This is a genomic window from Cellvibrio sp. ATLC23, assembly GCF_057196725.1.
In genome coordinates this window covers 110,262-124,800 of the sequence record NZ_JBXUOS010000013.1, presented here as the reverse complement: position 1 = coordinate 124,800, position 14,539 = coordinate 110,262, and the positions used below count along the sequence as shown (strand labels likewise).

15 protein-coding genes are annotated in these 14,539 nt (G+C 46.0%); 4 read left to right on the top strand and 11 right to left on the bottom strand.

Features of this window, described 5'->3' with window-relative positions; genetic code table 11:
- Positions 1-62: 62 nt before the first annotated feature.
- Together trxA and AC2CG4_RS18035 are read right to left on the bottom strand one after the other, a co-directional pair.
- Positions 63-956 carry a thioredoxin gene (trxA, locus tag AC2CG4_RS18040; protein ID WP_484487593.1) on the bottom strand — a complete coding sequence of 298 codons (894 nt, stop codon included), beginning with the start codon at positions 954-956 and terminating at the stop codon, positions 63-65.
- 5 nt (positions 957-961) lie between these two features.
- Complete coding sequence (locus tag AC2CG4_RS18035; RefSeq protein WP_484487592.1) at positions 962-1,495, bottom strand: YaeQ family protein; 534 nt, start codon at positions 1,493-1,495, stop codon at positions 962-964.
- 28 nt (positions 1,496-1,523) lie between these two features.
- On the opposite strand from AC2CG4_RS18035, the gene AC2CG4_RS18030 reads away from it, so the two are divergent.
- Positions 1,524-2,378 (top strand): RluA family pseudouridine synthase, encoded by an 855-nt coding sequence (locus AC2CG4_RS18030; RefSeq protein WP_484487591.1) that lies wholly within the window; start codon positions 1,524-1,526, stop codon positions 2,376-2,378.
- A 121-nt stretch (positions 2,379-2,499) separates the two neighbouring features.
- Positions 2,500-3,762 (top strand): DUF418 domain-containing protein, encoded by a 1,263-nt coding sequence (locus AC2CG4_RS18025; RefSeq protein WP_484487590.1) that lies wholly within the window; start codon positions 2,500-2,502, stop codon positions 3,760-3,762.
- Positions 3,763-3,837: 75 nt separating this feature from the next.
- Here AC2CG4_RS18025 and AC2CG4_RS18020 read toward each other — a convergent pair whose 3' ends face one another.
- The 4 genes from AC2CG4_RS18020 to AC2CG4_RS18005 form a co-directional block, all read right to left on the bottom strand.
- Positions 3,838-5,493 carry a glycosyl hydrolase family 18 protein gene (locus tag AC2CG4_RS18020; RefSeq protein WP_484487589.1) on the bottom strand — a complete coding sequence of 552 codons (1,656 nt, stop codon included), beginning with the start codon at positions 5,491-5,493 and terminating at the stop codon, positions 3,838-3,840.
- A gap of 345 nt (positions 5,494-5,838) precedes the next feature.
- Positions 5,839-7,068 (bottom strand): lipoprotein-releasing ABC transporter permease subunit, encoded by a 1,230-nt coding sequence (locus AC2CG4_RS18015; protein WP_484487588.1) that lies wholly within the window; start codon positions 7,066-7,068, stop codon positions 5,839-5,841.
- Entirely contained in the window at positions 7,068-7,763 is a 696-nt protein-coding gene (lolD, locus tag AC2CG4_RS18010) for a lipoprotein-releasing ABC transporter ATP-binding protein LolD (RefSeq protein WP_484487587.1), read from the bottom strand. Before lolD ends, AC2CG4_RS18015 begins: the two co-directional genes overlap by 1 nt.
- Positions 7,764-7,810: 47 nt before the next feature.
- Positions 7,811-9,049: a lipoprotein-releasing ABC transporter permease subunit gene (locus AC2CG4_RS18005; RefSeq protein ID WP_484487586.1), complete on the bottom strand. Its 1,239-nt coding sequence runs from the start codon at positions 9,047-9,049 to the stop codon at positions 7,811-7,813.
- 125 nt (positions 9,050-9,174) lie between these two features.
- Between AC2CG4_RS18005 and AC2CG4_RS18000 the strand changes: the two genes are divergently transcribed.
- Together AC2CG4_RS18000 and AC2CG4_RS17995 are read left to right on the top strand one after the other, a co-directional pair.
- Positions 9,175-9,747 (top strand): PilZ domain-containing protein, encoded by a 573-nt coding sequence (locus AC2CG4_RS18000; RefSeq protein WP_062067527.1) that lies wholly within the window; start codon positions 9,175-9,177, stop codon positions 9,745-9,747.
- Positions 9,748-9,787: 40 nt separating this feature from the next.
- Entirely contained in the window at positions 9,788-10,108 is a 321-nt protein-coding gene (locus tag AC2CG4_RS17995; RefSeq protein WP_484487585.1) for a hypothetical protein, read from the top strand.
- 86 nt (positions 10,109-10,194) lie between these two features.
- Here AC2CG4_RS17995 and sthA read toward each other — a convergent pair whose 3' ends face one another.
- From sthA to AC2CG4_RS17970, 5 genes are all read right to left on the bottom strand, one after another.
- Positions 10,195-11,610, bottom strand: a complete 1,416-nt coding sequence (gene sthA, locus AC2CG4_RS17990; protein WP_484487584.1) for a Si-specific NAD(P)(+) transhydrogenase — start codon at positions 11,608-11,610, stop codon at positions 10,195-10,197.
- 57 nt (positions 11,611-11,667) lie between these two features.
- Positions 11,668-11,919: a (Na+)-NQR maturation NqrM gene (nqrM, locus tag AC2CG4_RS17985; RefSeq protein WP_484487583.1), complete on the bottom strand. Its 252-nt coding sequence runs from the start codon at positions 11,917-11,919 to the stop codon at positions 11,668-11,670.
- 97 nt (positions 11,920-12,016) lie between these two features.
- Positions 12,017-13,240, bottom strand: coding sequence for an NADH:ubiquinone reductase (Na(+)-transporting) subunit F (gene nqrF, locus AC2CG4_RS17980; protein ID WP_484487582.1), 1,224 nt, complete (start codon positions 13,238-13,240; stop codon positions 12,017-12,019).
- A gap of 22 nt (positions 13,241-13,262) precedes the next feature.
- Positions 13,263-13,871: an NADH:ubiquinone reductase (Na(+)-transporting) subunit E gene (nqrE, locus tag AC2CG4_RS17975; RefSeq protein ID WP_484487581.1), complete on the bottom strand. Its 609-nt coding sequence runs from the start codon at positions 13,869-13,871 to the stop codon at positions 13,263-13,265.
- Positions 13,871-14,539, bottom strand: a complete 669-nt coding sequence (locus AC2CG4_RS17970; protein WP_484487580.1) for an NADH:ubiquinone reductase (Na(+)-transporting) subunit D — start codon at positions 14,537-14,539, stop codon at positions 13,871-13,873. The genes nqrE and AC2CG4_RS17970 overlap by 1 nt, the downstream gene beginning before the upstream one ends.

Below are 14,539 nucleotides of genomic sequence, written 5' to 3'. Positions count from 1 at the left end.
TTTTTACAGGTGTTCAGTGTACCCACTTTTGCTGGCAGCGACCATTTACCATGAGGTAAAGGCTAGTAAAGCAAGGTAAATAACTTGCGCTGAAACTCTATCGCTAGTGGATCCGCCTTTCCTAACACAGCAATAATTGCGGTAAAAGTTTTGCGCGCCTCACCCTCGGCAAAATTGCGCTCAGTGCGAATAATATCCAATAAGTGCTCCAACGCAGGGCGATATAAAGATTCTTGCTGATACTGCAAAGCCAATTGATAACGCAGAGTTAAATCCTGCGGTGCTGCGGCATAAGCATTTTCCAATGCAGCTAATTCCGGTGTTTTGGCAGCCTGCTTTTTCAGTGCTATTTGTGCAGTTAACTGTTCGTAAAGTGCATCCTGATCGGTCATTTTAATCGTGGATAAAATCGCTTCTGCATTATCAGTTCGATTAAGCGCCACATGACACTGCGCCATTAACAGCGCAATACTCGCCAATTGTTGCGATGCTTCATGTGCCTCGCGCAGCAAAGGTAATGCGTCGGCAAAATTCTCTGCCGCCATTAGCGCTTGCGCTTGATGTAGCGGCGCCTCCCACGCTTTGGGCAAATACTTGGCCAGCAATTCACGCACTTGCACCTCAGGTAAAGCGCCAGTAAAACCATCGATTGGCTGACCATTTTGCATCACCATAACTGTGGGCAAACTGCGCACACCAAATTGCGATGCAATCATTTGCTGATCATCTGCATTGACCTTTGCCAATAAAAAAGCGCCCGCATATTCGTTGGCAAGTTTTTCCAACACTGGCATTAAATTTTTACAGGGGCCACACCAGTCGGCCCAAAAATCGACGACAACAGGACGATTAAAGGATTCATCAATTAAAAATTGTTGGGCGTTATCGAGGGTAATATCCACAATCGCCAGCAAAGGCGCATTCATATTTGATAAGGGCATGTTAGGTATGGTCATTTCAGCTACTCCATCTCGCGTAGGGTAATCGCCACACTGTCTGTCGCGGTAGAAACATAGGCGATGGATTCAGTAATCGTCACTGAGAGATTCATCGTTTTATCCGCGAGCGCAGTTAACGCCTGTAATTCGTCGGCAGCAAAATAATGGATGCTCACCTTGGGTAGAGCGCGAATAGCCGCGCTGTTGGTTTTCCACCAGACATCCATGCCGCGGCCGTAACTAAACAATTGAACGGACTGTGCCTGACCCGAGGCTTTTTTCAAGCGATCTGGCGCTGGCTGACCTACTTCAATCCACTCCAGAATCGTGCCGTTGTCGTGTTTCAGCCATAAATCCGGTTCCTCCATGGAAGACAAACCTTTGGTAAAGGTTAAATTTTCCGCAGCGCGATAACAAAAGGCTAGAATACGCACCATCATGCGCTCAAGGGTTTCTGAAGGATGTAGGGCGATAGTCAAATTAAAATCGCCAAACACATTGCGATCCATATCCGATACGCTCAGGTTCGCTTTATAAATAGTTGCCTTTACCGCCACAATTTTCTCACTTAATTAAAGCTAAATAATGTCTGATACTTCATTTGAAATACCGCAAAAATTCGAATTCACCGTGACTAAAGCCGAACAAACCGCGCTGGATTTGTTAGCCGAAGGCACTGGCCTGTCCAAGCAGCGCATTAAAGATGCCATGAACAAAGGTGCCGTCTGGTGGACACTCAAAGGCAAAACACTGCGCTTACGCCGCGCCACCAAGGTGCTGTACAAGGGTTCTAAAATCCAATTTTTTTACGATGAGCAGGTGCTTGCACGCAAACCTGAAAGTGCCAATCTGATTTACGACGGCGGCAATTACAGTATTTGGTTCAAGCCTGCGGGCATGCTCTCCCAAGGTTCCCAATGGGGCGACCACTGTAGCATTTTACGGTGGGTTGAAGTGAATGGCCAACCGAATGACGGCCAGCGCCAACGCGAATGTTTTTTAGTGCATCGCTTGGATGCCGATGCGATGGGGTTAATTATTCTCGCACACGACAGCCAAAGTGCCGCGAAATTATCCGCCCTGTTTCAAGCGCGCGATATGCGTAAGTTTTATCAAGCCTGGGTGGTGGATGGTTGCGACCTACCCGCTGAGGGTAAGACGCTGAGTAATGAACTGGATGGTAAATCCGCAATTACTCATATCAAAAAGTTGCGCGTGGAGAATAATAAAACACTGCTCGATGTGCATATCGAAACGGGTCGCAAACATCAAATTCGCCGTCATCTTGCCAACATCGGCCACCCGATTGTGGGCGATAAACTGTACGGCACCAAATCCTCTTCCGGCTTACAGTTATTGGCCTATCGCCTTGAGTTTGTTTGCCCCAGTACCAAACAGCCGGTCATTGTAGAGTTACCGCGAGAATTGCAGTTTAACTAGTCATTTATAAAAAATAATAAAACAACTGAATCCAAAACAAGGCGATATGGTGTCTCAACCATACATTTCTCAATCGCCGGTCATTAGCGACCGGTTTTACCAGCGGCGCAAGGAATCACCTATGACAGCATCCAACACCTTTATACAGCCACCACAAAAAATGGATCGAATAGTGACACTGGATGTCCTGCGTGGTTTTGCCCTTTTTGGAATTCTCTATGCGCATATGATTTTTTGGTATGCCGCTGGCCCACTGCCACAAGAGACCTACCAACTTTATAAAGACCTCGGCAGTGGCATCGCCATTGGAACTTACATGATTTTTATCCTCAGTAAGTTTTTTGCCATTTTTTCATTTCTGTTTGGTTTGAGTTTTTATATCCAAATTCAAGGACTCATCAACCGTCATGAACCAGTGGTTAGCCGCTTCGGCTGGCGTTTAATTATTTTGGGCATCATTGGTTTATTGCATCACACCTTTTGGCGCGCAGACATTTTATCGATTTACGTTCCACTTGGATTCTTGCTGCTATTTTTGCGCAACCTCAGCAACAAAGCGCTGCTTATTATAGGTGCACTACTGGTACTAAATATTCCCACCAAACTCGCCGAACTCATTTCAATTCTGCTACGTAACGAGTTAACCCTGCTGGATTTTGACCAGAAAACAGCAGGCGCAGAATATTACGCGATCCTAAGCGAAGGCTCATTCGCCGAGATGATAAAGCACAATATTTCCGCCATGCGCGATAAATTCATTTATCAAATAAACAGCGGGCGATTGCTTATCACCTTTGGCTTCTTTTTATTAGGTATGTTTGTCGGACGCATGCAATGGTTTGAGAGCATCGCAAATCAAGCCGCGCTCTTTAGCAAGGTTTTGAAAAAAAGTAGCTGGGCATTAGCTATCACGCTGTTATTGGGTATCACCTTCGCAATCGCCGTATTTGTGTTGAAGATCGATGTGGAAAAAACACCTATTGCAGGATGGCTGGGCGGATTTATGTTAGAATTTTTTAATGCCAGCCTCACACTTATCTACATCACCGGCATTAGCCTCATGATGCTAAAACCCCAGTGGGCAGCGAGGTTAAAACCGCTTGCCGCTGTTGGCAAAATGGCGTTAACCAGTTATTTGATGCAAACGCTTATCGGTGTTTTTATTTTCTTTAATGTCGGCTTGGGATTGTTTACCAAAACCTCACCCGCTACGAACGCACTTTTATGCTTTGTAGTTTTTGGATTCCAAATACTATTTTGTCGCTGGTGGTTAACATATTTCCATTATGGTCCTATTGAATGGTTATGGCGCTCAGCAACTGATTTCAAATGGCAGCCTTTCTATCGGGGCCAACAGACTCCAAATACTCCCGCAGTAGATTAAATATTTTCAGCGCAAGATAACACGGCAAAAAAAATCCCACTCATTTCGCAATGAGTGGGATTTTTTAAGCATCAATTAATTACATTGATTCAAGATCGCACAATTTCTCAAACTATTAGAGAAAGCATAGTTGGTCAAATAATCTTCATAAGTTGACCACGCCATGATGCCGCGCAAATCCGGATAGGTTTTTGCTGGTTTGTAGCCGTTTCCACAATCACCAGAGCGCAAGCAGCGCATCGCCGCTTTCACAACGGTTGGATTGGTGTAACCACTACCCGCAGCCGTTGGTGATGATGAAGCAGGCAATCCAATAATAATTTTGTTGGCCGGTAAGCCAAGATAACTAACGCCTGTGCTGCCAATCGAGAATCCTTCAATCAAGGCTTCGGTCCAGGCAACCAAACCATCTTGAGTCGCCGCATTGTAGAACTGACCATTTTTACCTGGCATGGAACCCGTATTGTAGTACTGCATCTGTACCCAACTAATATCATCGCGCAACACGTTCATCAGCGGTAAACACACGCCCCAGTTGTATTGCCCCAACCAATTATTGGCAAGGTTAGCGCCAATGGTGTGAGCCGTTTCCGGAGCCATAGTCAGCAAGAAGCTTGCACCATAACGCGCTTTCAAACGTTTGATTGCACGCGCAAGGTAATCTGCCGAGTATTGCGGATTAGTCAGGCTGATTTGTGCATTGGGATTGGTGTGCAAACCTTTTTCTGTATCAATATCAATACCATCCAGACCAAACTGATCCTTGATCGCAATGAAGGAATCTACAAAATTATCTTCCTGAGTTTGGTTATTGAGCACAAAAGTTGCGTTAGCGCCACCAATTGATAGCAACACTTTTTTGCCTTGTGCTTTTGCGGCGGCAATTTGTTGTGCTGTTGGATTGTTTTGATATCCACCTTCATTGCCCAAGAAAAGTGAACCATCTGCATTGATACGCGGGAACGAAATATTTAACACAGTGTAATTTGGAATTGAGGTCATCTCTTCCATTGGCCAATGCCAATTTTCCCAGTAACCCACCAAATCTCTCGCATTGCCCGGCGCCACCGAACTGCTACTTACTGATGAAGTACTGGAGCGGGAAGTACTCACACTGGATGAGCTTGTTGATGGAACAAAACTGCTGGAGCTGGAGCGAGAAGTACTTGTACTTGATGCACTGATACCAGGGCAATTACCACCAGCCGTCCACGCCTGCTGCCAATAAGTACCTGTACCCGGAGCATAAGCCCATGTAGCAGTGGACGAACACCAACCCGGAATCTGGCAAGTAAAAACTCCACCAGCATTGGTAACTACTGCACCCGCAGCGTAAGTAGTGCCAGCAACAAACACTGGGCAGGAACCAACACTCGCTATTGAAGAAGAGGAAATACTGCTTGGCGCGATCGAACTGGGCACTGATGAGCGTGAACTACTCGGCGCACTGGAACTAGGGGCAACACTGGAACTGGGAGCTGCGCTAGATGTAGCGCCATCGCATGTACCATTGTCGGTCCAGTGCTGCCATTGGCCGGACGACGTGGTTGGGTTATTTGCTTGAGTCCAATAATTAGCGGTGTATCCGCGATTTAAATGTTGCACCCTATTGCCTTGGGTATAGACACTGCCACTATTCCATTGCGGTAAACCTGTGCAATTTACTGCCAAGACTTCGGTAGATAAAAGGGCCGCACTGACCAGTGCGCCCAAAGAGATTATTTTTTTCATCGACGTTATTTATCCTTTATTTATCGTTAGTTAAGGAAATGGAGCTGACGAACCGCAACAAAACTCTCTCACTGTCACTGGCTGTTGCATAAGGCTAAAACCTTTTATATTCGTCAATCAGCGACTGTCAACGTTGTCATTTTCGTACACACTACTTCCCTAACAATAAAAACAACGCCTGGCATCGGGAAAATTCAGGTATAGGAGGGAGACAAACTTACATCAAGACAGCCACGGGATGGAGAATAAGTACATATTTTATGCAGCGCAAGTAATCATCACTTCAAAACGGGAACCAACTAACAATTTCAGCTATAAAAATTGAAAATAAAGTCCCGTGTATTGCTACTCATAACGTAAAGCATCTGCCGGTTGAATCTTACTAGCACGCCACGCAGGATAAAGACTTACAAAAAAACTAATCAGTAGCGCAGTGATAACCACTTTAGCGATATCGCCCACAACCAATTCTGATGGCAGATAGGTAATAGGATAGACATCGGATTGTAAAAACTGAACGCTAAAAATTTTCTCAATCCATTGCACCATAGGCGTAACGAAATAGGACAATGTCACACCTAACACCAGACCTATTGATGTACCAATCAAACCAATCAAACCGCCCTGTACCATAAAAATGGCCATAATTTCTGCGGTGGATGCGCCCATGGTACGCAGTATCGCTATATCACCTTGCTTATCAACCACTACCATAATAAGCGTAGACACGAGATTAAACGCAGCAATTGCGATAATTAAGAACAACAACATGCCGACCATATTTTTTGACATTTGAATCGCCTGGTAGACATTGCCGTGTGTGCGCATCCAACTGGAACCGTAATAATCCGGCGGCAGCGTATTCATTATGTCGCGCACGACCTCCGGCGCTGCAAATACGTCATCCACTTTTAAACGCACGCCCGTAATCTGGCCAGGGAAACCCGACAGTTCGGCGGCGACATTAATATCCATCAAGGCAAGCGTGTTATCTATCTCGGTATGGGTGTTGAGAATAGCGAGTACGGTCACGACTTTGATACGCGGTGACGAATTATCTTCAACCGGAATAATCAGACTGATCGTATCTGCTTCTGCAACCTGCAGTTTTTCAGCAACACCACGACCAATCACAATACCCGCCTCAGCGACGGCTAATTTTGCCAAAGTGTCCGGCGGTAAAAATTCTGGCAGCTTCGAAGTTGATGCTTCTTGAGTAGCATCTATTCCAAAAATAATGGCCGGTGCTACATTTTTTTGGTAGCCGAGCAATCCATGCAACTGCACATAAGGCGATGCAGCCACAACACGTGGATGCTGTTTTAACCCTGAAATTAACTGTTCGGGATGTTCAATTGCATAGCGATGATAAATCATCGCCTGCGGCATAACACCTAAAATATTTTCGCGCAACTCTTTAGCAAAGCCATTCATGATCGACATGACCAGAATTAACAGCGCAACACCAATCACTAAACCTGCGGTAGACAAACGCGAGATAAACGAGACCAGGTGATTGCGCCCCTGCGCTATGCCGTAGCGCGCACCGACCAGAAAGATATAACGGCTAAACATCAATTAGCCTCTGCGCCAACCAAGGCGCCATCGACTAACGTGAGTGTACGGTCCATACGCGCTGCCAAGCGTGGATCGTGTGTCACCACCACAAAGCTGGTGCCTATTGATTGGTTTAACTCCAACATCAAGGCTTGAATAGCATCTGCGGCGTGGCTATCAAGATTTCCCGTAGGCTCATCCATCAATACGCATGCTGGATTCGTCACCAGTGCACGAGCAATGGCAACACGCTGACGCTCACCGCCTGAAAGCTCGGAGGGCTTGTGATCAACCCGCTTGGCTAAACCCACACGGGTCAATAATTCCAACGCGCGTTGTTTGGCAAGGGCCATGGGTTGCTTGCCGATCAACAGCGGCATAGCCACATTTTCAAGCGCAGTAAATTCCGGTAACAAATGATGAAACTGATAAACAAAACCCAAACTGCGATTGCGCAAGCGACCGCGCTCATCTGCACTCAGGTGCGATAAACGTTCGCCTGCGACACTCACCTCACCTGAATCTGGCACATCCAACCCGCCGAGGATATTCAACAATGTGGATTTACCGGAACCGGATGCACCGACAATCGCCACTCGTTCACGCGACTGAATCTGGAAATTCACATTGCGCAACACATCGACTGCAAGTGCACCCTGACGATAGCTTTTGCTGACCTGCTGACAAATTAAAACAGGAGCGGAATCATTCATAACACTGGGCCTGTATAGCAATTGCAAGGATGATCAACGGGGATTTTTTATTCATAGCGCAACGCCTCGGCCGGTTCAATTTGTGCGGCGCGATAGGCTGGATAAAGCGTGGCAATAAAACTCAGTAGCAATGCGATACCGCAAATCAATGCAACATCTTGCCAGAGTAGAACAGACGGCAATTGGCTGATGAAATACACATCTGGATCAAATATGTGCATACCAAAAAGTGATTCAACTGCATTCATAATCGGTGTTAGTGCCGCGGCTACAACACAGCCAATCGCTGTCCCTATAAAGGTTCCAAAAAAGCCGATCGCACTGCCCTGCACAATAAATATCGCCATGATTTGCCGTGCGCTGACGCCCATGGTGCGCAGCACTGCAATATCGGAGCGCTTATCCGCTACCATCAAGACCAAACTGGACACAATATTAAAAGCTGCAACGGCGATAATAATCATCAACAGTGAGCCAATAACAATTTTTTCCATCTTCACTGCCTGAAATAAACTGCCCTGGGTTTGACTCCAATCCTTAACCCTGTAGTCATCGCCCAACTGTGCACTTAGTTCACCCATTACCTGCGCCGCTGCGAACATATTGTCTGTTTTCACATGCAGCCCTTGCACCCCCGGCTTGCGCAAAAATTTTTGCGCATCCTGAACATGAATCAATGCCAAGGTATTATCCACTTGCGCACCGACTTCAAAAAGACCAACCAAGGTAAAACTGCGCGAACGGGAAAAAGCACCCATAGGGGTGATATTGACTTCAGGCGAGATAATGCGGATTTTATCGCCAGGTGTCAGCATTAATCGGGCAGCCAAAATACGCCCCATGACAATGCCGTACTCACCTGGCTGCAACTGTGCCATCGAACCAACCAGCATACGCTGATCGACAATTGATACCTGCGCTTCTGCTTCAGGCAATATGCCCTGCAGCTCTATCGCCTCCACCCCTCCGGCATAACCCACCATGGCAATACTGGCAATATAGGGGGCAGATGCAACAACTTGCGGATGTTGGTTGACCTGAGCAGACAATTCTTGCCAATCATCCAAGGCGGGAAGCTGATCGATAAAACCGTGGGGGATCACACTGAGAATACGTTCGTGCATTTCGCGACCAAAGCCATTCATCACTGACAGCACTATAATCAATGCCATAACCCCCAGCGCCATGCCCACCAACGAGAAGGCACTAATAAAGGAGATAAACTGATTGCGGCGCTTGGCGCGGGTATAGCGCAAGCCGATATAAAGGGGGATGTTTTTTAGCATGGGCGCATTAAACCCAATTGGCTCCATTTGCTCAAGCAAAACCGCTAGAGCACTCGATAAAGCTGCGCCACATATCGCTGGCTGTGCTATGTTTACTGCATCACAAAATTTGGAAGATTCAGGATATGAGTGAGCGTCGTAGTTACTTTCGTATTGATGAAAGTATCGCCATTGAATTCAAAGAGGTTGATGAGATTACTGCAAATACCGCTGCGGCTGAATTGCAGTTCCCTAATACGGCCTCACTCAAACTCTTTGCCGAGTTGCGCAAGCTCGATAATGACAACGCTCACCTATTTCACCAAATCAAAGATACCAGCCGCGCACTTGGGGAGTACTTGCATAACCTCAACCGCAAGATAGATATTATCAGCCAACAACTGATGCAAGATTCCAAGCCGTTGCCTCCCTCCAAAACGATTAAACAAGTAAACCTGAGTGAAGGCGGTATCGCTTTTGGCAGCTCAAGGCATCTAGAAGCCAACTCCCATATCGCCCTGAGGTTGATATTTTTACCCAGCAACGCAGGCATGGTGCTTTTTGCAAAAATCATTCGCTGTGAACCCAGTAACACCGGCGAATATCAAATTGCGGCAAAATTTCATAGCGTGACCGATGCGCAACAGCAGTTAATCGGCCAACAAATCATGCGTGCGCAAATGGCCGAACGTCGCAAGAACCAACACTATCTGCAATAAACCCTACTGTTAACCCATGCACCAAGGTGTTTTATCAGCCATGATTCAGCGCAAACTCCTTAGTATCGCCCTAACCTGCTCATTGGGATTTGCCACTCAAATCCATTGCGTAACCGCAGTAGAAATTCGCATTCCTGTTGGTGAGCAAGCCAAAGACCAAGTGCTTATCGACATGCCAACCAAAGGCATGAGTAAAGAGCGCGTTAAAGCGCTGTTTGGCGCACCATTAGAAGAGATTCCCGCTAAAGGTCAGCCACCTATTTCACGCTGGAAATATCAAGAGTTTACCGTTTATTTTGATAGCAATACGGTGATTCACTGCGTGCGAAACTTTCACCCAAAGGTAAATCCAGCCGAGTAAGATCAGCACTGGGCGATACACAAATTTGACTCAATAAAAAGGGCCCGATCACTCGTGCCCTTTTTTATTGCTGTCACCGAGACAAACTAACGACGACTAATTCGATTCACGCCATCCAGTGCAGCAACACGATACGCCTCAGCCATGGTGGGATAATTAAAAATATTATTGAGGAAATAGTGAATACTATTGCCCTCGCCCTTCTGCGTCATAATCGCTTGTCCGATATGCACAATCTCGGCTGCTTCAGCACCAAAGCAATGCACACCGAGAATTTCCAAGGTGTCGACATGAAATAATAATTTCAGCATGCCTACATCTTCACCGCTGATTTGACCGCGAGCTGTATTTTTAAATAGGGCGCGCCCCACTTCGTAAGGCACTCTCGCCTGTGTTAATTCAGTTTCGGTTTTGCCCACTGAACTAATCTCTGGCAAGGTGTAAATGCCGGTGGGGACATCTTGCACCAATTGGCACCCATCACCAAAAATACCACCCGATACTGCACGCCCCTGACCATAAGACGCACTGGCCAAGCTTGGCCAACCCACCACATCACCGACCGCATAAATATTGGGAACTGCTGTTCGGTAGCAATTATCGACTTTTAAATTACCGCGATGATCTGCCGTAAGGCCTGCCGCTTCAAGATTCAATGCATCAGTATTACCACTGCGACCATTACACCAAAGAATCGCATCGGCCTTGAGGCGTTTACCGGACTTCAAGAATAAAGTCACGCTAGAATCACTTGCTTCAATCGCTTCAAACTCTTCACTGTGACGCACCGTGACACCGCTATCGCGCAGGTGATAACTCAACGCATCAGAGATTTCATCATCGAGAAAAGATAACAATCGCTCGCGGTTATTGATCAAATCAACCCGCATGCCCAAACCAGAAAAAATCGAAGCGTATTCGCATCCAATAACTCCGGCACCGTAAACGATGATATGTCGCGGCGTATGTTGCATTTCCAGAATGGTATCGCTGTCATACACACGAGGGTGATTAAAATCAACATCTGCGGGGCGATAAGGGCTTGAACCGGTAGCAATCACAATATTGGTAGCAGAAATAATTTCAATGCCACCATCTAATTGCAGCAAGCTCACCGTATTGGTATCAATAAATGACGCCTGACCAATATGCACATTAACGCGATTACGAACATAAAAACTGGTATGCAACTCGACTTGCTTAGGAATTACTTTTGCCGCAGATTGCAACACACGCGGAAAGGTTAAGCGGCGACTATCACCAATTTCGCGAAACAAACTATTACTTTTGAATTGAATAATTTGTTTAACCACATGGCGGAGTGATTTAGAAGGAATTGTTCCCTTATGTGCACAACCTCCGCCGACAACCGCCCTATTCTCTACTACTCCGACTCGCTTTCCTGCCTTGGCCGCCGCTATAGCTGCAGCTTCGCCCGATGGGCCGGAACCTATAACTAAAAGATCATAATTGTGATCTGCCGATTTTTTACGACCAGTCAATTTATTCCCCTTAACCAAATGACAGGATTGATTGCGATGACTTTAGTCTAGCAACAACTATTCCTTTTGTTTGCTGGCATCGTATGAAAGATCGCTATTGTCACTCTTTGACATTGATGGCTTTACTTTTTCTTGAGCACACTTTGCTTCGTCACCACCACACAAATCGCAGACATAATTTGGGTCACCCAACGCTTTACCTACACCACCGCAAGAACCGGATACAGGTCTTCTACCTGCAAGCACATTGATTGACAATGCAAATGCCACAAATAACATCACCAATAAGGTAACTATAAGAACAGCCATAATTAACCCCTAGGCCATAAAGCCTTCAGTTCACATTAAAAATACCAACCAACAAAAGAAAAAACGAGGCGGTTACCCAGCCTCGTTTTCCTTTTCATTAACCGCCGAAATCGTCGAGTAAAATATTGTCGTCTTCAACACCCAGACTCTTCAACATCTTAATCACCGCAGCATTCATCATTGGCGGACCGCACATATAAAACTCGCAATCCTCTGGAGCCGGATGATCTTTCAGATAGTTTTCATAAAGTACGTTATGAATAAAACCTGTCATACCGTTCCAGTTATCTTCAGGCTGAGGATCAGATAAAGCTACATGCCATTTGAAGTTTTCATTCTCAGCTTGCAGCATGTCGTAATCTTCTTTGTAGAACAGTTCACGCAAAGAGCGCGCACCGTACCAGAAAGACATTTTACGATCAGTTTTCAGGCGGCGCAGCTGGTCGAAAATGTGAGAACGCATAGGCGCCATACCTGCACCACCACCGATAAACACCATTTCAGCGTTGGTCTTCTTGGCAAAAAACTCACCAAATGGACCATATACTGTAATGTGATCACCCGGCTTCAAACTAAATACAAATGAAGACATTTGACCAGGTGCAATTCCTTGTGATTTAGGCGGTGGAGTCGCAATACGAATATTGAACTTTACTACGCCTTTTTCTTCAGGGTAGTTTGCCATCGAATAAGCGCGAATAACTGGCTCAGTCACTTTTGATTCCAGATTAAAGAAACCAAAACGCTCCCAATCGCCGCGATACTCAGGCTCGATATCAAAGTCAGAGAACTTAACATGATGCGGTGGGCACTCCAGCTGCACATAACCACCCGCACGGAAATCTACACTTTCACCTTCAGGCAGACGCAAGGTCAGCTCTTTAATGAAAGTGGCAACGTTAGGATTGGACTCAACAGTAGTAACCCATTGCTTAACACCAAACACTTCTTCCGGTACATGAATAGTCATGTTTTGCTTGACAGGAACCTGACAACTCAACCGCCAGCCTTGTTTTTGTTCACGACGATTAAAGTGGGGCTCTTCGGTTGGCAAAATTGAACCGCCACCTTCATTCACCACACATTTACATTGCGCACAGCTACCACCACCACCACAGGCAGATGCCAAAAATACGTTGTTAGCGGCCAGTGTCTGCAACAATTTACCACCAGCGGGCACAGTAATCGTTTTCTCATCGTTGATAAGAATCTGCACATCGCCGCTATTTACTAACTTGGCTCGCGCCACAAGAATCACCACCACCAATGCGATGATGATTGCGGTGAACATGACCACGCCTAATACGATCTCGATATTCATTGATTTCTATTCCTCGTCTCTCTTAGAGGGAAATGCCGCCAAAAGACATAAAGCCTAATGACATCAAACCCACGGTGATAAAGGTTATGCCTAAGCCACGCAGACCTTCAGGCACATCGGAATATTTCATTTTCTCAATAATACCGGCGAGCAATACAATCGCAATTGCCCAACCCACACCTGAACCCAAGCCATAAACAACACTTTCACCGAAGCGATAATCACGCTCCATCATGAACAGCGATCCACCCATGATTACGCAGTTCACGGTAATCAGTGGCAAGAACACGCCGAGCGCGTTGTAAAGTGCAGGCATGAACTTATCCATAACCATTTCCAAAATCTGCACAATTGCTGCAATCACGCCGATAAAAGAAATAAAGCTCAGAAAAGTCAGGTCAATACCGGTGACGCCAGCCCAAGCTAATGCATCCTCTTTCAACAGGTAAGTCAAAATCAGATTGTTAGCCGGTACGGTAATGGTTTGCACCACAATTACCGCAATACCAAGGCCAATTGCTGCGTTAATCTTTTTGGACATTGCCAAAAACGAACACATGCCCAAGAAAAACGCCAGCGCCATATTTTCAATAAATACAGAGCGCACAAACAAACTTAAAAAATGTTCCATTATGCGATCTCCTGAGTCTTGATGGAGTTAGGCGAAATCTTATATGACTCTTTCTCAACCTGATTTTTCTTCCAGGTACGCAGAGCCCAAATAATAATCCCAATCAAAAAGAATGCACTTGGAGGCAACAGCAACAAACCATTCGGGACGTACCAACCGCCCTCAGAAATAGTTGGCAACACTTGCATACCAAACCACTTACCCGCGCCCAGCAGCTCACGGAATGTGGCAACGATGATCAACAATACCGAGTAACCTAATCCGTGACCGATACCATCCAAAAAGCTGGGAATAGGAGGGTTTTTTAATGCGAACGCTTCAGTACGTCCCATCACGATACAGTTGGTAATAATCAAGCCCACGAATACCGATAGTTGTTTGCTTACATCGTAGGCCACCGCTTTCAATACTTGGTCAACGATAATTACCAAACCGGAAATCACAATCATCTGCGCGATAATACGCACACTACTCGGCAGATAATTACGCATCAAGGATACGAAAAAGTTTGAAAACGCAGACACCAACGTCAAACCTATCGCCAAGACCAAACTCACCTTAACACTTGAGGTTACGGCCAATGCAGAGCAAATACCTAAAATTTGCAGAATAACGGGGTTATTCTCAAAAATAGGTTTAATAAGGAGATCTTTTGCTTTGACGCTCAT

Bases quoted from the DNA above. Each gene is read 5' to 3' on its own strand.
- trxA (WP_484487593.1), bottom strand. From the start codon at position 956: ATGACCATACCTAACATGCCCTTATCAAATATGAATGCGCCTTTGCTG.
- AC2CG4_RS18030 (WP_484487591.1), top strand. From the start codon at position 1,524: ATGTCTGATACTTCATTTGAAATACCGCAAAAATTCGAATTCACCGTG.
- AC2CG4_RS18025 (WP_484487590.1), top strand. From the start codon at position 2,500: ATGACAGCATCCAACACCTTTATACAGCCACCACAAAAAATGGATCGA.
- AC2CG4_RS18020 (WP_484487589.1), bottom strand. From the start codon at position 5,493: ATGAAAAAAATAATCTCTTTGGGCGCACTGGTCAGTGCGGCCCTTTTA.
- AC2CG4_RS18015 (WP_484487588.1), bottom strand. From the start codon at position 7,068: ATGTTTAGCCGTTATATCTTTCTGGTCGGTGCGCGCTACGGCATAGCG.
- lolD (WP_484487587.1), bottom strand. From the start codon at position 7,763: ATGAATGATTCCGCTCCTGTTTTAATTTGTCAGCAGGTCAGCAAAAGC.
- AC2CG4_RS18005 (WP_484487586.1), bottom strand. From the start codon at position 9,049: ATGCTAAAAAACATCCCCCTTTATATCGGCTTGCGCTATACCCGCGCC.
- AC2CG4_RS18000 (WP_062067527.1), top strand. From the start codon at position 9,175: ATGAGTGAGCGTCGTAGTTACTTTCGTATTGATGAAAGTATCGCCATT.
- AC2CG4_RS17995 (WP_484487585.1), top strand. From the start codon at position 9,788: ATGATTCAGCGCAAACTCCTTAGTATCGCCCTAACCTGCTCATTGGGA.
- nqrM (WP_484487583.1), bottom strand. From the start codon at position 11,919: ATGGCTGTTCTTATAGTTACCTTATTGGTGATGTTATTTGTGGCATTT.
- nqrF (WP_484487582.1), bottom strand. From the start codon at position 13,240: ATGAATATCGAGATCGTATTAGGCGTGGTCATGTTCACCGCAATCATC.
- nqrE (WP_484487581.1), bottom strand. From the start codon at position 13,871: ATGGAACATTTTTTAAGTTTGTTTGTGCGCTCTGTATTTATTGAAAAT.
- AC2CG4_RS17970 (WP_484487580.1), bottom strand. From the start codon at position 14,539: ATGAGCGTCAAAGCAAAAGATCTCCTTATTAAACCTATTTTTGAGAAT.